Genomic DNA, 25,414 nt, shown 5'->3' with positions numbered 1-25,414 from the left:
TTCATTATGATAGAGAGTTCCCCGCAGTCTATACGACTCTTTATTTTACCAGTTGCCCCCGCGTAACTCCCAGTTGGTTGGTAGCTTTCAGCGTTTTCCACACCTGGGTGCCGCTAATTTGCCCGCTGATCGCACGGCGGTACAAGGAAATCACTTCTTTCACCTTGTCCGGCGTCTCCTCCAAAAATTCAACCCGGAAAGTACGCACGCCCAGATCCATAAAATGGCTCAAATACTCCGCCCCGGATTGATCGATCGCATTGTACACGGTGTTGCGGCAGCCTTCGTCCACCCGAACCGGATGAGACATGCCGACGCGGTCCTGCAGCGATACGCTGTGCTCCTCGCATGGACGGCCGCAGTTCGTATAGTTCGTTCCCTCGCTCAGGAACGTGCAGTACACGCAGTGCTCCGTATGGAACATCGGCATATGCTGATGAATGACTACCTCCAGCTTGGACGTATCCGTGCGGCGCAGCAGATCGACCATTTGCTGGATGTTCAAGTCGTAAGAAGGCGTCACCTTGGAAAGCCCCGCTTCCAGGAACAGCGCAGCCGTCTTGTGATTAGCCACATTGAGCGAGAAATCCCCGATCAGCTGCGGATGCGGACCGTTCGCGCGCTCCCGCTGTTGTTTCAGGAAATAATATACAGCGCCGGTATTGCGCACCAGTACGGCATCCGGAGCAAGCTTCAATATATTGTTAAAATATCCCGTCTCCCCGGGCATATGGATACGCGGTGTTACAAGAGCGATTTTGCGCCGCGCAGCATGAACGGCTTCGACCGCAGCCGGAAACTGCTTGATGAACTCAAAATCCGCGTAAATGAAATTCACGTCGGTTTCAAGCACGGCCTTGACCTGCTCCAGATTGCGGCACAGCGCAGTCAGTTCCACTTGCGTGCGGTCCACGGCTTGCCCGGACGCAGCAGGCGCGGCAGGCGCGGCACCTGCTGCCCCCGCGGCGAGCACATCGCTGTAGACGCCGATGTGCCGCTTTTGATACGAACGCGGCTTCTGGCGCTCGTCTTCCAGCAGTTCGACAGCTTGCCTGCGCATGCTGTTGAGCTCCCGCATCGGCACGATCAGCTCGCCGTTCAGCGACAGCTCCAGCTGGGCAAGCTCGTAGATCGTGCCCCCGAGCCGGCCGAACTGCTCCTGAAAGAGCGCTTCGTCCATCGGCCGTTTTTCCGCGCGTACGAGCGGAAGCTCGGATTGGACAAAGACGGTATGGCCGCCGCGGACGTCCGTCCACCAGCTTTTCAGCGGCTCGCCTTCGGCGCCGGTGACGGTGACGCTGACCGGGAACGTCCGGTAAGGCTTGTCGGTCTCGAACGTTTGGCGCAGCCGCTTGTCCAAATGCGGATCGTTCGTCTTCCAGATGCGGTCCCCGACGTGCAGCCTACCCAAATTCACATCATTCCGCCCCGGAATGATTTCGATCAGGCCGCCCTCGGCCTCGCCTTCGAGCTTCACGCCCTTGCGGCGCAGGTCGTACACGCGGCCGCCTTCCTCCTTCTTCGTCGGGTCCCCCGCGTCGAAGACGATGCCGTCGCCGCGCTTGAGCGGCGCCTCCAGCTCGCAAATCACCCCGTCGCGCAAAATCTGCTTGACGCGGCCCACAAACACACCGCGGCTCTTCGGATACGTCCCCTCGACGAGCTGCTTGTTGTTCGTCCCCTGCAGGAAGCCGAACGTGAACCCGCGCGAGAAGCTTTGCTCCAGCTCGCGCAGCTCTTCCTTCGTCGGGCGAGGGTTCTCGCCGTCGAAATAGCGGTCGATCGCGCGGCGGTACTTGCTCACGACGTTGGCGACATACTCGGGGCTTTTCAACCGGCCCTCGATCTTGAAGGACGTCACGCCGGCCTCAATCAGCTCCGGCACCAGCTCCAGCGCCGCCAAATCTTTGGGCGACAGCAAATAGGCGATGTCACCCATCGGCTTTTGCACGCCGTCGACCATCAAATCGTACGGCAGCCGGCACGCCTGCGCGCACTCTCCGCGGTTCGCCGAGCGGCCGCCCCACATTTCCGAGGTCAGGCATTGCCCCGAATAGGACACGCACAGCGCCCCGTGCACGAACACTTCCATCGGCAGCTTGGCCTGATCTCCGATTTGCTTAATCTGCTTCAGGTTGTTTTCGCGCCCGAGCACCACCCGTTCGATATCGAACGGCTTCGTAAACTCGACCGCCTCCGGCGAGGTGATCGTCATCTGCGTGGAGCCGTGAATCGGGAAATCCGGCGAAATTTCGCGAATCATTTTCACAAGACCGAGATCCTGCACAATGACCGCATCGACGCCCGCATCGACACAAGCGTCGATCAACTGCTTCGCCTCATCCAGCTCCTCCTCGAAAACGAGGATGTTGAACGTGAGGAAACCTTTGACTCCATATAGATGAAGAAACGACATAATCTCCGGCAGTTCGTCCATCGTAAAATTGTGCGCGCGCGCCCGGGCGTTAAATTTTTCGACACCGAAAAATACGGCATCGGCTCCGTTAGCCACAGCGGCTCTCAGGCAATCCCAATCTCCGGCCGGAGCCAGCAATTCTATATCTTCTCTGCGTAACGTACGCATGGCAGCAAATCCTTTCGCAAATAACATTTCTATATTTATTCTTTAGTGTAACAGAAAGAGAGGGAGGGAATCCATAGAGGGAGCTTGGAAAGAACCCGCCAGGCGAATTCGGGCACGCGCCCCTTTCCGGACAAGCCGGTCTTCCCTCCCGGGGAGGCTTTGCACAAGTTAACAAACCCCGGAGTAAATGCTATAATGGCAAGGATAGTTACCACTACAGCAATTGAGGGATACCACTTTGGTTTTGTCGAAAATTCGTTTTTTCAAGCTGGTTGCCGGTATCGTCCTTGCTTTTATTCTTATTGTTTCGGTGCTTTTTTTTGTTCCGAAAACCGACGAAGTCAAGCTGCTTTACGCTACGGGCGGGGACACCTACGACTCTGCGGCGTACGGAAATTTTCAGCAATCCTTGCAAGCGAATCTGATCGTTGAAAAAGCCGGCCTGCACGGCTTGTCAGCGCGCAATTTGAGCAAATACGACGCGATTTATTTGGACCCTGCGCTGCGGCAGGAAGCCGACTGGCAGGCGGACGCGGCCGTATTAATGAAGTACGTGAACAACGGCGGCCACTTGCTGCTTGAGAACGGTTTTGCCGCCAGCTTCCCGCCCGAATTCCTCGGCGCCGGCAAGGTGGAGAAAATCGGGGCGCCAAGCAGCCAAGGAGCGCAAGGAGCGGCGGCGCCGAGCTTCGGCTACCCTGATGTCAGCTACAATCTGCAAAGCTTGCAGCAGGTGTTCAGGTTGTTTGCAGACAGTTACTTCAAGCACAATGCCATGACCGATCTGCCCGGGTTTGACTGGGGGTATGGCCTCGTTCCTTCTTCCGCGCAGACGGTCGTTTCGATGAACGGGCTTGCGCTATGTACATGGAATCAAGCCGGCAAAGGCACGGTGCTGCTCAGCAGCGCGTTCCTTCCGAATCGTTATTTCCCGACCGGCTACGACATGCAGAGCGGGATGGACCCGGCTCAAGGCTTCGCCCAGCTTGCGGCCAAGTACAAGGCCGAGAGCAAACCGGCGCCGGGCAGCGCTTATTTCAACAAAAGAGAGCTGCCCCTGCAGCCGTACTTCAACTTCGCCTTCGCGGCCGCCAATATGCAGTTCCGCAGCGAAATGCTGGCGTACGTCTCCAAGGAAACGCTCGGCTACAGCGTCAAAAAAGTGCTCGGCCCGTACGGACGCCCGGCGATGGCGTTTCAGAACCATTTTGAAGCGATGCCGGCGATTCAGCAAAAGGACGGCATCGCCTGGGCCGAGCTGCTCAAAAAGTATAACGAGATCCCCTCGTTTACGCTTGTACGCAGCGCGTTTTATTGGGGCCAGTGGCGCGAAAGCCTGACCGTGCAGTTGAACACCGGGACGAACGCGAAGCCCGCGTTCGCCGGCGAACTGCCGGGCTCGGGCTACGCCAGCGGCCTGCACGTGATGAGCGGCGGCAAGCCTCTGCGGCAAGCCGTGTTCCCGCAGTACCGCGATCTGGCGAGCGCGATCGAGCTGCCTTACCGCGCGTACCCGGCCGCCGCGGATTTGAACGGCGACGGCCGCATCGACCTGCTAGCCGGCAGCGCCGACGGATTCGTGTACGTGTACACGAATCAAGGGCCTGACCCGGCGGCGTACGCGAGCGAGCCGCCGCCGGAGGGCGTGGCGCTGCCGGACACGTTCGCCGCGCCGGTGCCTTTGAAGCTGGAGTCGGGCGAGCCGCTCCGGCTGAAGCCTTACACCACCGTTCACGCCGCTGACGTGAACGGGGACGGGCGCCCGGACCTCCTCGTCTCCGACGAGTCCGGGGCCGTGCAGGTGCTGCCGCAGCTTGCAGGCGGCAGCTTCGGCAAGCCCGCGGCGCTGCGCGCGGGCGGCAAGCCGCTGCAGCTGCCCGGCGGGCCTGCAGCGGTAGCCGTCGCCGACATCACCGGCGACGGCAAGCTCGACCTCGTGGCCGGCGCTGCGGACGGCCGCGTCTATTTGTACAAGGGCAGCAGCGCTAGTGCCCTTGTGCTGGGCGAGGGCCGCGAGCTGTTCCGGCTGCCCGGCGGCAGAACCCATGCCGCGCCTGCGGTGCGCGACATGAACGGCGACGGCCGACCGGACCTTGTGGTCGGCAGCAATGAAGGGGACCTGCTGATCTACCTCCAGGGCGCAGACGGCGCCTGGACGCTCCAGGGTCCCCTTGAGGGTGCAACCCTCAACCAGATGGGCAACCGCGCACTGGTTGCCGGTCATTACTCGGTTCCGCTCTGGCTCGATCTCAACCATGACGGCAAAGACGACCTGATCGTCGGCGGCGTCGAATTCGGTTCTTCGGTTCCGATCGACGATCCGCAGTTTCCTTATCAGGCGCAGCTTAAAGAGTTTATCCAGTATGCCAAAAACAATCATCTGGATCTGAATCCGCACGTGTTCGTGCATAATTTCAAAAGTGCCGAACAGGAACGCCAGGAACTGACCTTGCAAAAGCAAGCTTTTGACAAGCTGGGCATCCCGTGGCTGCATCCGGGTACGAATCAGCACACGTGGCGCATCAACAATCCGGAACGTCAGCAGACGCTGCTCAGCGAGCAGGCGCAAGGGATGTGGTACAACTTCGGCTTCCTGCCGTCGGAATCGCCGGTCATTCCCCGGCCTGACTCGATCTGGTCGCTGCCCTTCCTGCTGCAAGACAAGCAGGGTTCCGAAGAGACGATGCTTATTCATGCGCCGACGCCTGTGCTGCGGCAGGGCGATTACGCCACAACCGACATTTTTGAATCCATGGTCAAGCTCGATATGCCGATTGATTATTTCGAGCACATCGAGTACCATTTTCCAATACCTGCAAAAATCGCGGATTTAACCGAATTCGCCGATTATTTCGATAAACTGCGGACGCAGCACGACTACAACTTCATGACCGAGACGCAGATGGCCAAATCGTTTTTGGCCGCAATGAAAAGCGAAGTCCGCGTCAGCCGCCCGTGGGCCGTATATGCGTGGGACAGGCTGAAGGATGTTATCGCGGGGGGCAATCCGCACTGGAATGCGACGCTGACGCCGAACACGGCCAAAGTGCCCGATCTTGCCGGCGAATATGCCGGTACGCTTGGAGTCGTCGTGGAAAAAGGCGCCAGATTCGCCCAATACTCTTTGCAAAGCGACTCCGATATTTACAGCGCTCAGGATACCCGGTTCTATGTCGGCGTATCGAAGGAGACTACGCTTCGCATCAGCCGGAACGACGACCGTTTTCACATGATCCGCTCCAACGTACCGTTCTCCCTCAGCAAGAAGGCAGGAGACGCATACGAGCTGGAACTGAAATCTGCGGGCTTGCAGCAAATCAAGCTTTACAGCCCGGACGAACTGCGCTTCGATGCCGCGGACGCCACAATCGAGCATGACGCCCAGGCGCATACGTATACGATTACCCGGTACGGGGATCTCACCCGTCTTACCTTTGCGAAGGCGCAGTCACCTTAAAGGAACGCCGCCTTCCTTTTGCTTTTACTTTACTTGAATCAGGAGGCTTTCCAACATGTCCAACGAAGAACTTGTAGCACAGCTGGAGCAGCACATTCGCGAGCGCTATGAAATCGAAGAGGATGACGACGATTTCGGCGTTGACGTCCATCTGTTCGATTACGGTTTTATTGATTCCATCGGCGCTACCGCGCTCATTGCCCATATCGAAAAAACATACGGCATCCAGGTGACGAATCAGGATCTGATGCTGTATCCGCTGAACACGGTTCGGGAAATCGCCGATTTCATATCCCTTAAGACTGCGAGGTAACTTTGCATGCAATGTGTCATTTCTTTGGAACGGTTGGCTGAAAGCCAGCATGGACAGCTCAAATACGCCTCCGCTTTCGTCGACGAGCATATTCGCGACATTCGCATCGCTGACGGCCACATCCATATTGAACATGAATCGCCGGCAGGCAACGAGGTCATTGCCGAGCGTATCGAGCGTTTGATCGAGCGCTTTTCCAAGGGCGATTTTGGCTTCAAGGAAAACATTTTGTTCGAACACAAAGTCGATACGCCGTACGAAGGCGATATCGTTGCCGAATTGGTTGAGCGCAAAGCCATTAAAGTGCTGGAGCCGGGATTGTTTATTTTCCGCGAGCCGTTTTCCAGCTTGATGCGCTTCCTGGATTACTCCTTTGTGACCAAAATCGCCAACCGCTTTGAAGGCGTTCAGGAGGAATCTTATCCTGCCGTCATTCATGCCGAAACTTTGAACAAAACGAATCATTTCACGTCGTTCCCGGAACATATTCATTTCCTGACGCACCTTCGTGAGGATCTGGACATTATCGAGTCCTTCTCCCAATCGATCCGCGAAGCCGGCGGCTGGAATAAAGATCACGTTCTGGATCTTGACCGCAGCATGCCGAAGCCCAACTTTACGATGAACCCTTCCACCTGCTATCACTGCTACGAGGGCTTGCAGGACGAGACGCTCGAAGGCGAAGGCATCGTTGTTACGGCCATTGCCAAATGCCACCGCTTCGAATCCAAAAACCACAGCGATTTCGGCAGGCTGCTCGACTTCTCGATGCGGGAAATTATTTTTGTCGGCAAGCCTGATTTCGTCAAGGAAAACCGCCTCAAATCGATCGAATATTTGAAAGAGCTGGCTGTGGAATGGAACGTGGACAGCTTGCTGGAAATTGCCAACGATCCGTTCTTTACGAACGATTTCCAGGTAAAAGCTTCTTTCCAACGCAACCAGGAGATGAAATACGAACTGCGCTTGACGATTCCGCATATTAACAAGTCGATCGCCTGCAGCTCCGTGAATTTCCACAGCAATACGTTCGGCAATGCCTTCAATATCAAAATGGGCAAGCGCAACGCCGTGACCGGCTGCGTCGGCTTCGGCATCGAGCGCTGGGCTTTCGCTTTCCTCGCGCAGTACGGCTTGGACGAGCAGCAGTGGCCGGCGGCTTTCCGCGAACAGTACCATGCATGGCAGGAGAAGGCGCTGTAGCTGTAAGTGAAGCGCCCTCGTGCGACGGATGCTCTGAATTGTCGATTTCATCATGCAGTCCAATCCACCTGATAATGAGTGATATCCTGTGAAGTTTGCGGCTTTTCTTAAGAAAAACAGCTTTATTCTCGGCCTGCTGCTGGCTCTCGTGCTTTCCGACCTGCTGGTTTCATGGTGGAACCCGATGGTCAGCTCGCGCCGTTTTTACAAAAACGATTTTACCAAAACGCTTTATCACCACGGCTGGTCCCAATCGGGGCCGGTTTTCTTCGGTAATTCCTCGGTTACGGCTTCCTACATCGAAGAAAAGTCGGACGCTCATCTCGTTGAAATGGGCTTGTCGTACGGGAAAATTACCGATTTGAAGGAAATTTTGGACCGCAAGCTGTACCAGTTCCAAGGCGAGCTTGTGATCGGCATCGACGTGCATACGATGATCGACAGCCTGCAAACCGACCCGACTTACCAGTGGTTCAAGCCTTGGTACCAGCCGTACGTCTACACGTACCGCGACTATTTCCGGGATTCCGGCGAAGAATTCGCCAAAAATTTATTCAAAGGCAGTCTGGCCTACGAGCCGCGCTGGATCGATAAAGAGCTGTACCCCGGCCGCCAGGACGATGCCGCGCTGAAAGAGAAATGGGCCGATTACGACAAGCGGTTCGGCTGGATGGCGCTGAAGGACTTTCAGGCGAATCTCGATGCGATGCAGTGGGTCATTCGCTATGCGGGAGAGCACCGGCTTCCGCTGCGCGTCGTCTGGATGCCTTGGAACAAAGCGTACGCCCAGCCGCCTTATGTCGCATCCCTCAAGCAAGCTGTAAATGCTCAGCTTCAGGCGGCAAATGTGCCGACGCTTGATGTGATGGACCGCTACGAACCCAAATATTTTCACGACCTTGTTCATTTGAACCGCGAAGACGGGGCGCCGCTTTTCACGAAGGAGGTTGACGCATGGCTAAAATCGTTAGAAAAACCTGCGAAATCTTGATCTATCTCGTCATGCTGTACCTGGTATTGATTTATTTCACCGGCAAGGGCTTGTTTATTTACGAGAAATTCTAGATGCTACGGCTATTCCAGCAGCATATACGAGGAGTTCTGCAGCCATGTTTTATATGAACATGAACGCGATTGTCGCCATGGCCGGCATGATCGCCGTTCTGATGCTCACGCGCAAGTGGGCGAATAACAAAAGAATACTCATGATCGTATTCAGCTTGTGCTTCCTGCTGCTGTTCAGCATAAAGCTCTGCCTGTTCTACGCCGTGTATACGCTGATCAATTACGGCGGATTTGTTTACCTTTGCAGAACGAACGTTCGCCGGAAGGCGACGTTTATTTTTGCGATCGCCGCTAATGTTGTCGGCGTTTTTGTTGGGGTCCGGCTTTTCGTCATGGATGTGTTCCACAACCCGCTTTTTGACGCGGTTATTTATTTGGGACTCATTTATAACGTCCTGAAAGTGATCGACGCTTATTATTTCGCGTACTTTTTCGGCAAAGACGGCGAAGTGCCCGCCATTGATTACTGCAATTATATTTTGTTCATCCCGACGTTCACATCCGGCCCGATTTTGAAGTTTCGCGATTTTATGGCGGATACGAAGCAGCCTTATAAGGTCGATTCGGCGCTTTTTGAGGACAGCGTGAAGCGGATTATTCTCGGGTTGTTCAAGAAGCTGGTCGTCGTGACGTGGATGATGGGGATTTTCAACGAAGTGTTGAAGCAGGATCTGCATACGCACCAGTCCTTGTTCCTGATGATCTGGTTTTACGCGCTTATTTATTTTGATTTCTCCGGGTACTCCGATATCGCCATCGGCTTCGGACGGCTTATGGGGTATACGATGCCGGAAAACTTCAAAAAACCGTTCCTGTCGCCTTCCATGACCCAGTTTTGGCGGAATTGGCACGCCACTTTGGGCGACTTTTTCCGCGATCATATTTTTATGTTTTTCTCGCGCAAAGCCCCATCCCGCCAGCTCGCATCCGGGCTTTCCATCGTCATTATGGTGTCGATCGGGCTATGGCACGGCTTCACGTGGCTGTACTTCTTTTACGGCCTGTACCACGGCATTATTCTCGCTTTGGAAAACTTGTTCAAGCTGACGACGGTGAACAAAAAGAAAGTGTCCAAAGCTTATTTTTATACGAGGTGCTTGATTACCCAGGCGCTCGTTACGTTCTCGGTCATCATCTACAGCTCCAATTATGAAACCGTGTTTAGAATCTACAAGGGCTTGCTTCATTTTGGCTTGTAGTGGTGGTATAATTTGTAGTGGTTCTTTTTTTACCATTTATGGAGGTGTAACCTAATGAAATTAGGCGTTTTTATGGTTCTGTTCAGCGGCAAGCCTTTTGAGGAAGCTCTGGACTATGTAGCTGCAAAAGGTCTTGATGCCGTTGAAATCGGAACCGGCGGATACCCGGGCAACGCTCACTGCAAACCGGAAGAGCTGCTTGCCGACGAAGGTAAATTGAAAGCGTTCAAAAAAGCGGTGGAATCCCGCGGATTGACGATCAGCTCGCTCAGCTGCCATGGCAACCCTCTGCACCCGCAAAAACAAATCGCTAAAGAGTACCACGATACATTTATTCAAACCGTTGAACTGGCTCAGCGCCTGGAAGTTCCGGTTGTTACAACGTTTTCCGGCTGTCCAGGGGACCACGAGGATGCCAAATATCCAAACTGGCCTGTAGCCCCTTGGCCGAACGATTTCCAGGACGTGCTGAAATGGCAATGGGAAAACAAAGTCATTCCTTACTGGACTGAGACCGGTAAATTCGCTTCCGACCGCGGCATCAAAATCGCTCTCGAGCTGCACGGCGGCTTCTCGGTACATACGCCGGCGACGCTGCTTCGTCTGCGCGAAGCGGCAGGCGAAGTGATCGGCGCCAACCTGGATCCAAGCCACATGTGGTGGCAAGGTATCGATCCGGTGCAAGCGGTGCAAATTCTCGGCCGCGCCGGAGCAATCCACCACTTCCACGCTAAAGATACGACGATTGATCCGGTCAACGTCAACCGTTACGGCTTGACCGACATGCAGCCCTACACCAACATGCTGGACCGCGCTTGGCAGTTCCGCTCCGTAGGCTTCGGCCACGACCTGAAAACTTGGGCCGACATCATTAGCGCGCTGCGTCTGGTCGGCTATGATTACGTCGTGAGCATCGAGCATGAAGACGGTCTGATGTCCGTCGATGAAGGCTTCTCCAAAGCCGTGCAAAACCTCCAGCAAGTTCTCATCAAAGAACCTCTCGGCGAGATGTGGTGGGTGTAACACCACAGCCAAAAAGCCCGCAGGCTACCGATTCATCGGTACTGCGGGCTTTATTGATTCGTTTCGTTCATTAACGCTTATTTACCAGCCTTTGATCATAACGACATCCATGATGCCGAATACGATTAATGCGACTGTGGCGAAGCCAAGTGCAAACAAATTTTTCTTCGGTGCAATCAATTGCCTGACGAAAGCGATTGCGATAATGAGCGTGAAGAGCAATACGTAAATATCAAAGGAACTATATGTACTTGTTGTTGCTGCTGCCGCTTCTTCAGCGAATAACATTGCGAAACCCTCCTCTTGATAACTCGGTGCATGGCACAGTTTCAGCTATTTTACTACTATGTTAGCCTGAATGTGAACAAGAATCAAGTGATTCCCCGTATGTGTAACAACTTTGTCAAGATTTGCATGCAAAAACCCCTTGCCATTCATTAACTCAAAGACAAGAGCTGATGGACACGATGGAACTCACGAACCAATTGAACGATTCTTCTTAATGAACTGCGATTTCTCCAATCTGCAGCGTAAGTATAAAATGTCCATTTCCTCAAATATTTATAACTCCGGACATGCTGTCAATATGCATAAAACAAAAAACAAGCGGGCCGCTGCTGCACTTCCCCCTTGCTTTTACTTTTCAACTGCCGTCTTTTGTTCAAATGACCAATTCATATACGGAAGCTCCCTTTTTTTCGGAGGGAACGGTTTTTCTATCGGCGTTATGTACCATTTCTTGTTCTTTCCATGCTTCGAAGCTAGCTGCATCAATGCCGAGTTGCGCCACCAGTTGTTGAATTTCAAAAGTTATTTTCATGAGGAATCCTCCATATCTACTTTAACCGTGTCTGTCTACGATTATTAATCTATAATTCACTTTAATTATACCCCCGTTTACCGTAGTCTTGAAAGAGGTTGAAATTGTCGAAGCTTGTATGATTCAGTTAAATCTTAACAAAAAATGTCTTATATCTCCCAGGCTTACCCGAAAAGCCTGCAAAAGTGCAGGCTTTTTCCATGGAAGTGGCCCGTTTTGGCAAAAAGCCTGCGATAGTGCAGGAATTTTCGCTCAAAATGGGTCTGAGCCCATGTCCCCGCTGAAAAGCCTGCACAATTGCAGGAATTATTCGTGTCCAGCGATCACGGACGCAAATTCATGTATTTTTGCAGGTTTTCTTCGTACAGCCAGGCAGATTGTGGGTATCGCTTCTGACGCGGGGTTTTTCAACAGTATGACTTTTGCAGGAATGTTTCGCTGCCAGCGTATTAACGAGCAAAAAGCTGCACTTTATACGAAAATAACACGGTAGACCTGATTATTTTCTTTATGTGGGGTGACGTCCACGGCGTCATGAGAGTTTTTGCAGCAATTTTTCTTCGCATTGCTAGGAGATTGTCCCAGCTCGGCGAAATGACGTGACAAACGTTTAGGCGGTAAAAAAGCCCGGACCCTACCGACACTTACAAGTGTCGCGGGTCCGGGCTTTGGTGTTATCCGACAGCGTCTTCCAACACCTCAAGACGCTTGGCATAATCCTCCGAACGGGCGCGATCGCGTTCGAGGATCGGTTTCAAATACTGGCCGGTGTAGGACCCGGCCACTTTCACTACATCCTCCGGCGTGCCGGTAGCTACGATCTGTCCGCCGCGGCTGCCGCCTTCCGGCCCCAGATCGATGAGATAGTCCGCCGTCTTGATCACATCGAGGTTATGCTCGATGACAAGCACAGTCTCCCCGCTCTCTACGAGGCGGTGGAGCACTTTCAGCAGACGATCGATATCATCGATGTGGAGCCCCGTCGTGGGCTCATCGAGGATGTAGATCGTCTTGCCTGTGCTGCGGCGGTACAGCTCCGCCGCCAGCTTCACGCGCTGGGCTTCGCCGCCGGACAGCGTCGTCGCCGGCTGGCCGAGCGTCATATAGCCCAGCCCCACGTCCAGCAGCGTCTGCAGCTTGCGGTGGATGCGCGGAAGGTTCTTGAAGAACTCGCAGCCGTCTTCGATGGTGAGCTCCAGCACTTCGGAAATGCTTTTGCCCTTGTACTTCACTTCCAGCGTCTCGCGGTTGTAGCGCTTGCCCTTGCACACTTCGCAAGGCACGTAAACGTCCGGCAGGAAGTGCATCTCGATTTTGATGATGCCGTCGCCGCGGCAGGCTTCGCAGCGCCCGCCCTTCACGTTAAAGCTGAACCGGCCCTTCTTGTAGCCGCGTACCTTCGCCTCCCCTGTATTCGCATAAAGGTCGCGGATATCGTCAAATACGCCTGTGTACGTAGCCGGATTCGAGCGCGGCGTACGGCCGATTGGCGATTGATCGATGTCGATCACTTTGTCAACGTGTTCCAACCCGTTGATTTCCTTGTATGCGCCGGGACGAACCTTCGCGCCGTTCAGATCCCGGGCCAGCGTTTTGTAAAGGATCTCGTTGATCAGCGTACTTTTTCCAGAACCCGAGACACCCGTCACTGCCGAAAATACACCAAGGGGTATTTTGATAGAGACGTTGCGCAAATTGTTCTCTTTGGCGCCTTTCACTTCGATCCACTTGCCGTTCGGCATGCGGCGCTGGGCCGGAATAGGAATAAATTTCTTGCCGCTCAAATATTGGCCTGTCAGCGAATTCGGGTCTTCCATCAGTTCTTGCGGCGTTCCCTTGGCGATAACTTGACCGCCGTGAATACCCGCTCCCGGTCCGATATCAATAATGTAATCCGCGGCCATCATCGTGTCCTCGTCGTGCTCGACGACAATCAGCGTATTGCCGAGATTGCGCATATGTTCAAGCGTAGAGATCAGTCTTGTATTGTCGCGCTGATGAAGACCGATGCTGGGCTCGTCCAAAATGTAGAGAACGCCCATCAGACTGGAACCGATCTGCGTCGCCAGACGAATCCTCTGCGCTTCACCTCCGGACAACGTACCGGCGGCCCGGTGCATCGTCAAATAATCCAGACCGACGTTGACCAGGAAACCAAGCCGGGCATTGATTTCTTTCAAAATCAAATGAGCGATGGCCCGCTCTTTGTCCGTCAGTTCGAGTCCCTCAAACCACTGCTGCGCCTCTCCGATGGACAGTGCCGTAGCATGGGCGATGTTTTTGCCGTTGACCGTAACGGCAAGCGTCTCGGGTTTCAAGCGCTGACCCTTGCATTTCGGGCAGGGCTTGGTGCTCATGTATGATTCGATATGCTCCCGGATCCCGTCCGAGAACGTATCTCGGTATCTGCGCTCCAAATTGCGGATGATGCCTTCGAAAGGCACGAGAGCTTCCTTCGACGCTCCCATATCGTTCTCATAGCGGAAGCGGATCTTCTCCCCGCCTGTTCCATACAGGAGAACCTTCATCTGCTCGCTGCTCAGCTCGGATACGGGGATGTCGCGGCGTATTTTGTAATGATCGCATACGGCAGCCAAAAATTGCGGGTAGTAGTTCGAAGTGCTTCCCGCCCACGCCTCGAATGCGCCGTCTTCTATGGTCAATTTGTTATCGGGAACGAGCAGATCCGGGTCCACGATCATTTGGCTGCCCAAACCGTCACATTCCGGACAAGCCCCGAAAGGACTGTTGAATGAGAACATTCTTGGAGCAAGCTCCTCAATGCTGAATCCGCACTCCGGACAAGCGAGGTTTTGGCTGAACAGCAGCTCCTCTTTGTCGATAATATCGACGATGACTCTTCCGTTCGCCAGCTTCAGCGCCGTTTCCAGCGAATCCGCCAAACGGGCATGAACGTCGTCTTTCACGACGATCCGGTCGATCACGACTTCGATGCTGTGCTTTTTGTTTTTGTCCAGCTCGATCTTCTCGGAGAGATCCATCGCTTCGCCGTTTACGCGGACCCTGACGAAGCCTTGCTTTTGAATGTCGGCCAGCAGTTTCGCATGTTCGCCCTTGCGTCCCGATACCAAGGGAGCAAGTATTTGCAGCTTGGTCCGCTCCGGGTACTCCATGATGCGGTCGACCATTTGCTCCACGGTCTGCGAAGTGATCTCGATGCCGTGCGTAGGGCAATGCGGCCTGCCGATACGGGCGAACAGCAGCCGCAAGTAGTCGTAAATCTCCGTTACCGTTCCGACAGTGGAACGGGGGTTGCGGCTCGTCGTCTTCTGGTCGATGGAAATGGCCGGCGACAAGCCTTCGATCGAATCCACGTCCGGCTTATCCATCTGCCCCAAAAACTGCCGGGCATAAGCGGATAGCGATTCCACATACCTGCGCTGCCCTTCCGCATAGATGGTATCGAAAGCCAGCGACGATTTGCCTGAGCCGCTAAGCCCGGTCAGCACGACAAACCGGTCGCGCGGAATCGTCACATCAATGTTTTTCAGATTGTGAGCTCTCGCTCCCTTAATCACGATATTGTCTCTGGACACAGGTACCCTTCCTCTCAAGTCCTCTTATCGCATCATCCGGTAAATCCGGACGCTCTGCTCTAATCAATAATACCGGCATGGCAGGCTATGCCTCGGCCTTCATCTCCATAATCGCATCGCGAAGCTCGGCGGCACGCTCAAACTGCAAGTTCTTGGCGGCTTCCTTCATCTCCGCTTCCAGGCGTTCGATCAGCGAAGCCCGGTCTTTTTTCGACATTTTCGCGCTCTTCGCTTCCGTGAGGTAGTCCGCCTTCTGCTCGGCTACTTTCGTAGCTTCAATCACGTCGCGGATTTTCTTGGCAATGGTTTGCGGCGTAATGCCCCGCTCCTCATTATGCGCTTCCTGGATACTGCGCCGGCGATTCGTCTCACGGATAGCCTTTTCCATGGAATCCGTAATTTTGTCCCCATACATGATAACCCGGCCCTCGGCGTTGCGCGCCGCCCGGCCGATCGTTTGGATCAGCGAGCGTTCGGCCCGCAGGAACCCTTCCTTATCCGCATCCAGGATGGCGACCAGCGATACTTCCGGCAGGTCAAGCCCTTCTCTCAAAAGGTTGATCCCAACAAGCACATGGAACGTCCCCAGCCGCAAATCCCGCAAAATCTGCATCCGCTCGAACGTTTTAATGTCCGAATGCAAATACCTGACTTTAATTCCGACTTCTTTCAAATAATCCGTCAAATCCTCGGACATCTTCTTGGTCAGCGTCGTGACCAGCACACGCTCGTCCTTGCGGATCCGTTCGTGGATCTCCGCCAGCAAATCATCGATCTGCCCCTTGGTCGGCCTGACTTCAATAATCGGATCCAGCAGCCCTGTAGGGCGGATAATCTGCTCGACCATCTCAGGGCACTTCTCAAGCTCATAAGGCCCCGGCGTTGCGGAAACATATACGATTTGGCTGATTTTATCCTCAAATTCCTCGAAACGCAGCGGGCGGTTATCCAAAGCGGAAGGCAGACGGAAGCCATGCTCCACCAGCACTTCCTTCCTCGCTCTGTCGCCATTGTACATCGCGCGGATCTGCGGCAGCGTTACATGGGATTCGTCCACGATGAACAGCATATCCTCCGGGAAATAGTCCATGAGGGTATAAGGCGTCGCTCCCCGCTCCCGGAACGTCAGCGGGCCCGAGTAGTTCTCAATGCCGGAACAGAAACCCATCTCCTGCATCATCTCGATATCATACCGCGTGCGCTGCTCCAGTCTTTGCGCTTCCAGCAGTTTTCCTTGCTCGCGAAGCTCGGCGAGCCGTTCTTCCAGTTCCCGCTCAATGTCCACCAATGCGCGTCTCATCGAATCCTCGTGCGTCACGAAGTGAGAAGCCGGGAAAATCGCGATATGCTCGCGTTCGCCGATAATTTCGCCGGTAAGCACGTTGATTTCCGTAATCCGTTCAATCTCGTCGCCGAACAGTTCCACCCTGACGGCTTGCTCTCCATGCGACGCCGGGAAAATCTCAATGACATCGCCGCGCACCCGGAACGTGCCGCGCACAAAATTCATATCGTTCCGCTGATATTGAATATCCACGAGACGATGCAAAATCTCGTTGCGCGATTTCTCCATCCCCACACGCAAAGAAAGCAGCAGGGAACCGTACTCCGCCGGCGATCCCAAACCGTAAATGCACGATACGCTCGCCACAATAATGACGTCCCGGCGCTCAAACAACGAGCTTGTCGCCGAGTGGCGAAGCTTATCGATTTCTTCATTGATGCTTGAATCTTTCTCGATGTAGGTGTCGGAGGATGCGATGTAGGCTTCCGGCTGGTAGTAGTCGTAGTAGCTGACGAAATAGGAGACTGCATTATTGGGGAAAAATTCTTTGAACTCGCTGCACAGCTGTGCGGCTAATGTCTTGTTGTGCGCGATAATCAGCGTCGGACGATTCAACCTGGCGATGACTTGCGCCGCCGTAAACGTCTTGCCCGTACCGGTCGCGCCAAGCAGCGCCTGGTGCTTGTTCCCCGCCTCAATGCTCTTCACAAGCTCATCGATCGCTTTGGGCTGGTCGCCTTGAGGTTCGAATTCCGAAACAAGCTCAAACTTTTTTGAACTGACCGTAATTTCATTCATCATTATCACCCGCACCATCGAAATCAAACTGTCTATAAACTTTCTGTATTCAATTTCCGATATTAAATAAGAACTTCCAAATATTTTAAATTTCCGATAAGAATGTTTGTTCTGCTTTTTCCATTATACTCTTCTTGCTGTCATGTTGCAAACGGCAATATCTGCTGGTTTCGATGCTGCGAATTGTTTGCCGCCATCAGGATACCGGCATTTTACTCTGCCCTATAGTTCTTATGCTGAAATAGGAGTGGTATGATCATGGATTTGACAACTATTCTGGGATTGCTTCTTGGACTTGCCGGCTTGATCGGCGGGTATATGTGGGACGGCGGCCATATCAACTCGCTGCTTATTCCCAGCGCAATGCTGATCGTCTTCGGCGGAACGTTCGGCGCGGTGGCCGTCAGCTTTCCCGGACGCATCTTGAGAAAAATTCCTCAAGCTCTCAAAATCGCTTTTGTACAAACGCCTAAAGACCCGGGGGCTATGATCGCCGAAATCGTCGATATGGCCACAATAGCAAGAAGAGAAGGCGTTCTTGCCTTGGAGCAGCGCGCCCAGGATCACGCCGATCCCTTTTTGAAAGACGGTCTTCAAATGGTCGTGGACGGTACGGATCCCGAGCTGACGCGCCAAATACTGGAGCTAGAAATGGACGCTATCGAACACGAGATGGAGAACATGTCCAAAATATTCGAGGCAGGCGGCGGCTATGCCCCTACAATGGGTATTATCGGCACCGTCATGGGGCTGATTCACGTACTGGGCAACCTCGACGATCCTTCCAGTCTGGGTCCGGCGATTGCCGTCGCTTTTACAGCGACCCTGTACGGCGTCATGAGCGCCAACCTGATCTATCTGCCTATCGCCAACAAAATCAAGCTTCGCGGCAAAGAGCAAATAGCCGACATGGAGCTGATGCTTGAGGGCATACTCGCCCTGCAGGCCGGCGAAAATCCTCAGTTGATCAAGAAAAAACTGAACTCCTTCCTCCACGACAAATCGTCCGCAACCGATCAGCGAGAGGCAGGTGCAGGCAATGCCGAGGAGAGGTAAGAAACAGCCGGAGCACAGCAATCACGAGCGCTGGCTCATTACCTACGCCGATCTTATTACGCTGCTTCTCGTTTTTTTCATCATCATGTACGCCATGAGCAAAGTTGATGTTCAAAAGTATTCCGTTCTTGCCCAGGCCTTAAACCTGCAATTTCAAAAAGCCGACTCCATCTTGGAAAACGGCAAGGGAATCAGCGGCCAAATAACCCCGAAGGAGGGCGACTCGGACAGCAAGGATAAAGATTTCAAGCAGCAGAACGTGGATACCAAACAGAATGACGCCGAGAAGGAAAAGAAGGAAAAAGAGCTTCAGGACCTGCTGAAACAAATCCAAGCCTATATTCAGGAGCAAAATCTTCAGTCCGATGTATCTGCAACGGATACGGACCGCGGAGTTGCGATAACGCTGAACGATCTGTTCCTGTTCGATTTGGGCAAGGCGGATTTGAAGCCGGCTTCATACCCGATTTTGCAAAAGCTGGCCTCCCTGTTCCCGACGCTTCGCTCCAAAGTGAGCATCGAAGGGCATACGGACAACCTTCCTCTCGCGACAGGCTCCCCCTTTAAGGACAATTGGGGGTTGTCGTTCGCCCGTTCGCTGTCCGTGCTGCGCTATTTCAGCGATACCGCAGGCGTGGAGGACGACAAGTTCGTCGCAACCGCCTATGCCGATACGATGCCCAAAGTCAGCAACGACAGCGAAGCGAACCGCGCGAAAAACCGGCGCGTCGAAATCATCGTCCTGCGCAACGATCTGACGCCGACCCAACCCAAAAAACCTGCTTCTCCGTAAGGAGAAATGCAGGTTTTTTTAATTCTACATCGGCTTGCCGGAATCGTTCGACAATAAGCCCGTCAATTTGCCGCGCAAATAGGAGAACAGATGCATGGGCCGATGTTCCACATAATACATGGCTTGCTGATCCGGCGCCAAAATAATGCCCAATTGGTGATGGTCGCCTGCAAAGATCGCCCTCTGCGCAAACCTCACTTCGCCTTGCCCGTTCAGCACTTCCAGCTTGCAAAACGCGGGATTCAGCTGCATGGCGGCATGAAGATCGGCTTTGCCCGCTATTTTGCGGCCGTTCACTTTATGAATCGTTTCACCTGCCAGAATGCCCATCTCGGCCGCCGGACTCTTCGGAATTACGGCCAGCACCATAAGGCCTTTAGGGGAATGAACGAAGAACGGAACTTGCTTCGCTTCCGACCAGCTGTGATACCAGATCAACGCTTCGTGCAGCCCGATCGTCAGTATCGATGCGGGAATCACCAGCGGTGTCCAGTAGGCGGCTGCGACAGCCGCCCCAAGCACGATGATCCCGTACAAATAGAGCATGCTTGCGCTCAGACGCGTTTTTTCGCGCGGCAGCTTGGAAACCGTCAGCTCGGTGAAGCCGATCATCACCGGGAAGGCGAGCATGCTCCAGCCCGAGTCCAACTGGGCGCCGAGCAGCGTCTCCCACGGCACAGCCTCCGTACTGCCGCCTGCAAACGGCACAAGCAGAAACAGCGGAACCGGCCAAAATCCTTGCAGTTGGTAGCCGCCGACGATTTTTCCGCGCTTGCCTTCCAGAAACAGCGGGCTGGCCATTCTCGCTCCCTGGAGACCGACCAGCAGCCCTTCGAGCAGGTGCAGCACCGCCGCAATCAGCAGAAGCGACGGAACGTCCGCATTTGCGATCCACTCGAGAACCGGAGCCGTCTTCCGCAGCTCTGCCATTTGGGGAAGCCACACGGCGATCGTATGGGCAATGCCGAGAACTCCCGCGGCGTAAGCGAAGCAAAGAAAACGGACGCGGAATAGCAGCAGCACGATGGAAACCGCCCATAAAAGCATGACCGATTCCGCCTGCACGCTCACTCCGGCAAAAAGGATGAGAACCGAGGCGCCGAGGCCGCCGATCCATCCCCAGAGCACCATCCGCCAAGTTTCGCTCAGCATCGAGTGCAGCTTCGTATGAAACAGCTTGCGCTCCAACTGAACTTGCTTCCGGTATTGAAGGATGATAAACAGAATGCCTATATAGTAAAAAGGATTGATCAACAACTGCAAAATCGCATACAAGAACCTTTCTAGAAGTTGCGCGACAAATTCCATAAGATCGAGGCTCCTTGATAAAAAGAAATAGGAAGGACACCCGGGGGCATCCCTCCTATTTGATTTCGACCAGCGGCGCCGATTTCCTGCCTAAACGGCGAATTTCCAATATCTGCGCGCATATTTATTTCGCAAGCTTTTGCTGCAGCTCTTGCACCGCAGCTTTCAGCTGCAGATCGTTCTTCGGCTCGCGGATTTGCGCCAAGATCGATTTTTCCAGCTTGTTCGCCGTTTCCGTGTCCACTTCGCCTGTCATCGGCAAGTTGTTCACGCGCTGGAACGCCTTCACGGACTGCGCCGTCTTGTCGCTGAAGTAGCCGTCCGTGCGGTCCGGCGCGAAGTTCAGCCCGGTGAGCATCAACTGCAAATTTTTCACATCGTCGCTCGTTGTATCCTGTTTCAAAACCGTTTTCTTCGTGAGCGGAGCTACCTTGAAGTATGCGGGCTGCTCGACGGCGATATCGGGCTGAATTCCCTTTTTGTGAATCCAGTTGCCGTTTGGCGTCAGCCATTTGTATACCGTCATCTTGATGTTGCTGCCGTCGCCCATTTCCTTCTCGAACGTAACCTGCACCGTGCCTTTGCCGTAGGACGTTTCGCCGATAATTTTGCTCCCGACAGCTTCCTGGAAAGCTCCCGCCAGTATCTCGGAAGCGCTGGCGCTTCCTTTATTGATAAGCACAGTTACCGGGTAATTTTTGCCCTTGCCCGTGGAAGGGGTCGGTTCGCGCTTGCCGTCGCGATTCTGCACCTGTACAATCGGCTTGCCGTCTTTGACAAACGGATTGACGATATCGACGACGACGTTCAGCAGGCCGCCCGGGTCGTTGCGCACGTCGATGACGAGCCCTTTCATGCCTTTGGCTTCGAGGTTTTTCAGCTCTTCCGCAAATCGGGTCGCCGTATTCGAGGAAAATTGGCGAATCTCGATTTTACCGATCTGATCCTGCAGCATTTCCGCATGTACCGTTTCTACATCAATATCATCGCGTACGACGATCACCTGAATCGGATCGCCTACGCCTTGGCGAATCAATTCCAACTTGGCCTGCGTGCCCTTGGGCCCGCGGATTTTCATAACCGCCTGGTTCAGCGTAAGCCCGTCCAGCTTTTCGCCGTTTACCGATGAAATGACGTCATTCGCCTGAATGCCCGCTTTTTCGGCCGGAGATCCTTTGATCGGAGAAACGATGACGACCTTTCCGTCCTCCGTGGAAACTTCGGCGCCAATCCCTTGAAAAGATGAAGTAATGCTTTCGTCAAACTGCTTGGCTTCCTTCTGATCCATGTACACGGTGAACGGGTCTTCCAGCGATTCCAGCATCCCGTTGATGGCGCCGTTAATGACCTTGTCATGATCCGTCTGATTCAGAAACTTGTTCTCGATCAACTGATAAGTCGTCGCGATTTTGCTCAAATCCTTGTTGGTCATTCCCGAATTAGCAGGGGCCGCCACAGCGGCGCTCCCCGCCGGCTTTCCCTTCCATGCGGCGAGCATCGAGGAATCCACGATCGTCAACGTCACTATACTGCTTGCAAACATCGATAACAAAATAAAGACAAGCACCGTTCGCCCTTTGAATTGCACAGCGTGATTCACCACCTTTTGTCCTTAACCCGTGTCAGCCGGGATTCGGCTGAAGTTGTTGTATCCGGGGCCTGCTTTCCGAACAGCCCGCCTGTTTAGTATATGACAAGCGTTCCCCGTTTTATAACCAAGGAGTCTGACCGATGAAGTATCGCAGCAGTTACATTTTATGCATAATGACCGCACAAAAGTAACTCCGCCCGCCGGACTCCAAGTTGTCCTATCTCAAGTAAGGTTTGGGATCTACAGGGTTGTCGTTGATTCTGACTTCAAAATGCAGATGGTTCCCGGTCGATTGCCCCGTAGAGCCCACACCTGCTATTCTCTGGCCGCGTTTGACCGTATCGCCTTTTTTCACATAAATGCCATCGTTCATAATGTGGCCGTATATCGTCCAGACGCCGTTTCCGTGATCGATAATGACGCAGTTGCCATAGCCGCTCATCCAGGATGCATAGATGACGGAACCGTTCTCCGCGGCGCGGATTTCCGTTCCTTTGGGTACGGCAAGGTCGATTCCTTTGTGATTCTCCGACTTTCCGGTTATAGGATTGATCCGATTGACAAAATCGGACGTTAATACGCCCTGGGTCTCAAGCGGATAGCCGAATTTGCCGCCGCTGTATGTGAAGGGCGACGCCACTTTGGTCTTCGATGCGGCTGCCGCCGCCGCGGCCGCGGCGCGCTTCTTTGCCTGGAGATCGGCCTCCTGCTTGGCCATGGCGATCATCTGCTGCTCACTCTCCTCCGAGATATCCTCCAGCACTTTCTCCTGCTTGGTTAAAGAAGCGATCTTCACTTCTTTTTCCTTCTCCTTCACCCGCAGCGCAGTACGGGTCGCATCCGCTTCGGCATACAGTCCCTTAACCTGCTCAAGCTGCTGCTCGGTCTCATGTTTCTTTTGCTCGACGGTATCCCGGTCTTTCTTGTTCGCTTCCAGTATTTCCTTATCCTGGTTGACGATCGATTTGAGCGCCTCCAAACGGTTCAGGAAATCGGAAAAGCTGGTAGCGCTCATCAGCACGTCCATATAGGAGACAAAGCCGTTCATATACATCAGGCGCACCCGCGATTTCAGCATCTGGTCGCGGCTTACGACCCGCGCCTCCGCATCATCCAGCTGTTTGGCGTTCTCCTGAAGCTGATCGGATACATCGTCGATCTGATTGTTCAGTTCAGTCAGCTTTTTGCTCGCTTCGTTCACCTGCGTGATAATGGTTTTCATATCCTGCGTCGTTTGTTCTTTTTCATTTTGAACTTGCGTGATTTGATTTTGGGCGTCGTTTGCTTTTTGCTGCATATCCGCTTTTTTCTTTTTAAGCTGGGACAGCTGTTGATCGATCTTTTCCGTAGCTGAAGCGGCATAGCCTTCATAAGGAACCGTCAGGGAACCTGCAATTCCAAATGACAACAACAAGGGCAGAATCTTCTTTTTCAAGCACTTAGCCTCCTCATTCTTCCAAACCGAACCTGGAACTTAAGTCTAGCAAACTGCATAACTATGAAACTATAGACATTGTTTCTTATACGCGCAAAAATTTGCGGACGGAGATCAGGCTTCCCCATATTCCGATGATGATGCCGATGCCAATAAGCAGCGGGATTAGCGTAATTGCGATCTTGTGGAACGGCGTCAATTTGATCATGAGCAGGTTCATATCCAGCGATCCTATGTTCATAAGCTTCCAGTACCCGCTTACTATCAATCCGGTCGGAATAATAGAGCCTACGAATCCTATCAAGGCGCCTTCGATAAAAAACGGCCAACGTATGAAAGAGTTGGTTGCGCCGACGAGCTTCATAATGGCGATCTCCTTGCGGCGCGCCAAAATCGTAATTTTGATCGTATTGGCAATGAGAAATACCGCGGTGAACGACAACAGAATAACAATGCCGATGCCGACCCAACGGATAATTTCGGTCACTTTAAACAGCGTTTCGACAGTTCCTTTGCCGTAATTCACTTTATAAATCGGCTTGGGATCCTTGCCCAGATTCAGCGCGGAAATTTTATCAGCTGCCGCCGCTACATTATGCGGATCGTCAACCTCGATGGTAAACGAGTCATTCAGCGGATTGTTGCTGCCGTCAAAGCCTTCCAACAGCTCATTGCCGCTCTCGCCAAGCTTGCCCCGCAAATAGACGAGTCCTTCTTCCTTGGAAACGAATTTGACTGTCTTCACTCCCGGGATATCTTTAATCTGGCCTTCCAAAAGCGTGATCTGATCTTGCGGCGTGTTGACCTCCAAATAAACGTTGATCTCAACCTGCTTCTCGATCTGGCCCGTAATATCGTTGATATTTAAAGTAATCAGTACAAAAATTCCAAGAATGAACAGGGAAATCGTGATCGAACTGATCGAAGCGAATGTCATCCACCCGTTGCGGATAATGTTCTTCGCGCCCTCCCGCAAATGACGAGTGGCCGTACTAATCTTCATAGCCGTATTCCCCCCGCACTTCGTCACGAGCAATAATGCCCTGCTCTATCGCAATGACCCTTTTGCGCATGGTGTTGACGATTTCTTTGTTGTGAGTGGCCATAACAATCGTAGTGCCGCGGAAGTTGATTTCCTCCATAAGCTTCATGATCCCCCATGACGTGTCGGGATCCAAATTTCCTGTCGGTTCGTCGGCAATAATGACGGAAGGATTGTTCACTATTGCCCGGGCAATAGCCACCCTCTGCTGCTCGCCGCCAGACAGCTGGGAAGGCAGGGAATTCGCTTTATCCTTCAGCTTTACAAGCTCCAGCACCTCCATGGTGCGCTTCTTGATCTGCTTCTTGGGGGCTTCGATAACTTCCATGGCGAAAGCGATATTTTCAAACACATTCAGCTTAGGCAAAAGTCGGTAATCCTGGAAAATAACGCCAATATTCCGGCGCACATACGGGATTTTGCGCTGTTTCAGCTTTTCCAAATTAAAGCCGTTCACAAAAATTTGCCCTTTGCTCGGCTTCTCTTCTCTATACATCAATTTCATAAACGTCGATTTACCGGCTCCGGACGGCCCCACAACATACACGAACTCGTTGCGGTCCACCTTTATGTTAATCCCTCGCAATGCATGAGTACCGTTGGAGTATGTTTTCCATACGTCCTGCATTTCGATCACAATATCACATCCCAATCATATAGATAGCCTATATACTTTCGACATAAAAGACGAAAATCCTTTACTTCGCAAGATATTTCGTGAACTTTGCCACTATTATATCATTTTCCGAGAAAATATGATTCTTTCGCCTCTGGCATTTGCAGACGAAAAAGCTTCTCCTGAGCAGCTGGTGGCGCAGAGAAAACCTGCAAAAGTACAGGCTTTTCAGCGAATACATGGGCTCGGAGCCATTTTGATTGGGAATT

Annotated in this window: 18 protein-coding genes; 8 read left to right on the top strand and 10 right to left on the bottom strand. The window is 53.3% G+C overall.

What is annotated here, in order from left to right:
• Nucleotides 1–40 precede the first annotated feature (40 nt).
• Nucleotides 41–2,584, bottom strand: a complete 2,544-nt coding sequence (locus tag AC6RNO_RS23460) for a U32 family peptidase (protein ID WP_497106949.1) — start codon at nucleotides 2,582–2,584, stop codon at nucleotides 41–43.
• Between the two features lie 238 nt (nucleotides 2,585–2,822).
• On the opposite strand from AC6RNO_RS23460, the gene AC6RNO_RS23455 reads away from it, so the two are divergent.
• The 6 genes from AC6RNO_RS23455 (at nucleotide 2,823) to AC6RNO_RS23430 (ending at nucleotide 10,844) form a co-directional block, all read left to right on the top strand.
• The gene (locus AC6RNO_RS23455; protein WP_497106948.1) at nucleotides 2,823–6,041 is read left to right on the top strand and encodes an FG-GAP-like repeat-containing protein; all 3,219 of its coding nucleotides are present in this window, start codon (nucleotides 2,823–2,825) and stop codon (nucleotides 6,039–6,041) included.
• Between the two features lie 55 nt (nucleotides 6,042–6,096).
• Nucleotides 6,097–6,354, top strand: a complete 258-nt coding sequence (locus tag AC6RNO_RS23450) for an acyl carrier protein (protein ID WP_474684277.1) — start codon at nucleotides 6,097–6,099, stop codon at nucleotides 6,352–6,354.
• 6 nt (nucleotides 6,355–6,360) lie between these two features.
• Nucleotides 6,361–7,557: a class-II aminoacyl-tRNA synthetase family protein gene (locus tag AC6RNO_RS23445; protein WP_474684278.1), complete on the top strand. Its 1,197-nt coding sequence runs from the start codon at nucleotides 6,361–6,363 to the stop codon at nucleotides 7,555–7,557.
• An 88-nt stretch (nucleotides 7,558–7,645) separates the two neighbouring features.
• Nucleotides 7,646–8,548 carry an SGNH/GDSL hydrolase family protein gene (locus tag AC6RNO_RS23440; RefSeq protein WP_497106947.1) on the top strand — a complete coding sequence of 301 codons (903 nt, stop codon included), beginning with the start codon at nucleotides 7,646–7,648 and terminating at the stop codon, nucleotides 8,546–8,548.
• A gap of 118 nt (nucleotides 8,549–8,666) precedes the next feature.
• Nucleotides 8,667–9,821 (top strand): MBOAT family O-acyltransferase, encoded by a 1,155-nt coding sequence (locus AC6RNO_RS23435; protein ID WP_488437841.1) that lies wholly within the window; start codon nucleotides 8,667–8,669, stop codon nucleotides 9,819–9,821.
• 54 nt (nucleotides 9,822–9,875) lie between these two features.
• Nucleotides 9,876–10,844, top strand: coding sequence for a sugar phosphate isomerase/epimerase family protein (locus AC6RNO_RS23430; RefSeq protein ID WP_474684281.1), 969 nt, complete (start codon nucleotides 9,876–9,878; stop codon nucleotides 10,842–10,844).
• Between the two features lie 81 nt (nucleotides 10,845–10,925).
• Here the strand turns inward: AC6RNO_RS23430 and AC6RNO_RS23425 are convergent, their stop codons facing one another.
• The 4 genes from AC6RNO_RS23425 to uvrB all read right to left on the bottom strand — a co-directional run bounded on the left by AC6RNO_RS23425 (nucleotide 10,926) and on the right by uvrB (nucleotide 17,304).
• On the bottom strand, nucleotides 10,926–11,132 hold the full coding sequence (locus AC6RNO_RS23425) for a DUF2759 family protein (RefSeq protein ID WP_474684282.1): 207 nt from the start codon (nucleotides 11,130–11,132) through the stop codon (nucleotides 10,926–10,928).
• Nucleotides 11,133–11,505: 373 nt separating this feature from the next.
• Entirely contained in the window at nucleotides 11,506–11,664 is a 159-nt protein-coding gene (locus tag AC6RNO_RS23420; protein WP_474684283.1) for a hypothetical protein, read from the bottom strand.
• Between the two features lie 674 nt (nucleotides 11,665–12,338).
• Entirely contained in the window at nucleotides 12,339–15,221 is a 2,883-nt protein-coding gene (uvrA, locus tag AC6RNO_RS23415; protein WP_474684284.1) for an excinuclease ABC subunit UvrA, read from the bottom strand.
• Between the two features lie 85 nt (nucleotides 15,222–15,306).
• Nucleotides 15,307–17,304 carry an excinuclease ABC subunit UvrB gene (gene uvrB, locus AC6RNO_RS23410; protein WP_474684385.1) on the bottom strand — a complete coding sequence of 666 codons (1,998 nt, stop codon included), beginning with the start codon at nucleotides 17,302–17,304 and terminating at the stop codon, nucleotides 15,307–15,309.
• A 258-nt stretch (nucleotides 17,305–17,562) separates the two neighbouring features.
• Between uvrB and AC6RNO_RS23405 the strand changes: the two genes are divergently transcribed.
• Together AC6RNO_RS23405 and AC6RNO_RS23400 are read left to right on the top strand one after the other, a co-directional pair.
• Complete coding sequence (locus tag AC6RNO_RS23405; protein WP_474684285.1) at nucleotides 17,563–18,360, top strand: flagellar motor protein; 798 nt, start codon at nucleotides 17,563–17,565, stop codon at nucleotides 18,358–18,360.
• On the top strand, nucleotides 18,344–19,153 hold the full coding sequence (locus tag AC6RNO_RS23400; RefSeq protein ID WP_474684286.1) for a flagellar motor protein MotB: 810 nt from the start codon (nucleotides 18,344–18,346) through the stop codon (nucleotides 19,151–19,153). The genes AC6RNO_RS23405 and AC6RNO_RS23400 overlap by 17 nt, the downstream gene beginning before the upstream one ends.
• Nucleotides 19,154–19,177: 24 nt before the next feature.
• On the opposite strand, the gene AC6RNO_RS23395 is transcribed toward AC6RNO_RS23400, so the two are convergent.
• The 5 genes from AC6RNO_RS23395 to ftsE form a co-directional block, all read right to left on the bottom strand.
• Nucleotides 19,178–20,461 carry a PDZ domain-containing protein gene (locus AC6RNO_RS23395; protein WP_497106946.1) on the bottom strand — a complete coding sequence of 428 codons (1,284 nt, stop codon included), beginning with the start codon at nucleotides 20,459–20,461 and terminating at the stop codon, nucleotides 19,178–19,180.
• A 124-nt stretch (nucleotides 20,462–20,585) separates the two neighbouring features.
• A complete protein-coding gene (locus tag AC6RNO_RS23390; RefSeq protein ID WP_474684288.1) occupies nucleotides 20,586–22,049 on the bottom strand; it encodes a S41 family peptidase in 1,464 nt (487 codons plus the stop codon).
• Between the two features lie 220 nt (nucleotides 22,050–22,269).
• Nucleotides 22,270–23,487, bottom strand: coding sequence for a peptidoglycan DD-metalloendopeptidase family protein (locus AC6RNO_RS23385; protein ID WP_497106945.1), 1,218 nt, complete (start codon nucleotides 23,485–23,487; stop codon nucleotides 22,270–22,272).
• Nucleotides 23,488–23,572: 85 nt separating this feature from the next.
• Nucleotides 23,573–24,490 (bottom strand): permease-like cell division protein FtsX, encoded by a 918-nt coding sequence (gene ftsX / locus AC6RNO_RS23380; protein ID WP_497106944.1) that lies wholly within the window; start codon nucleotides 24,488–24,490, stop codon nucleotides 23,573–23,575.
• Nucleotides 24,480–25,166 carry a cell division ATP-binding protein FtsE gene (ftsE, locus tag AC6RNO_RS23375; protein WP_474684291.1) on the bottom strand — a complete coding sequence of 229 codons (687 nt, stop codon included), beginning with the start codon at nucleotides 25,164–25,166 and terminating at the stop codon, nucleotides 24,480–24,482. The genes ftsX and ftsE overlap by 11 nt, the downstream gene beginning before the upstream one ends.
• Nucleotides 25,167–25,414 lie beyond the last annotated feature (248 nt).

Source organism: Paenibacillus sp. sgz302190 (genome assembly GCF_059820445.1).
Note: the sequence above shows the minus strand (reverse complement) of the source record. Positions and strands in the feature narration are given on the sequence as shown.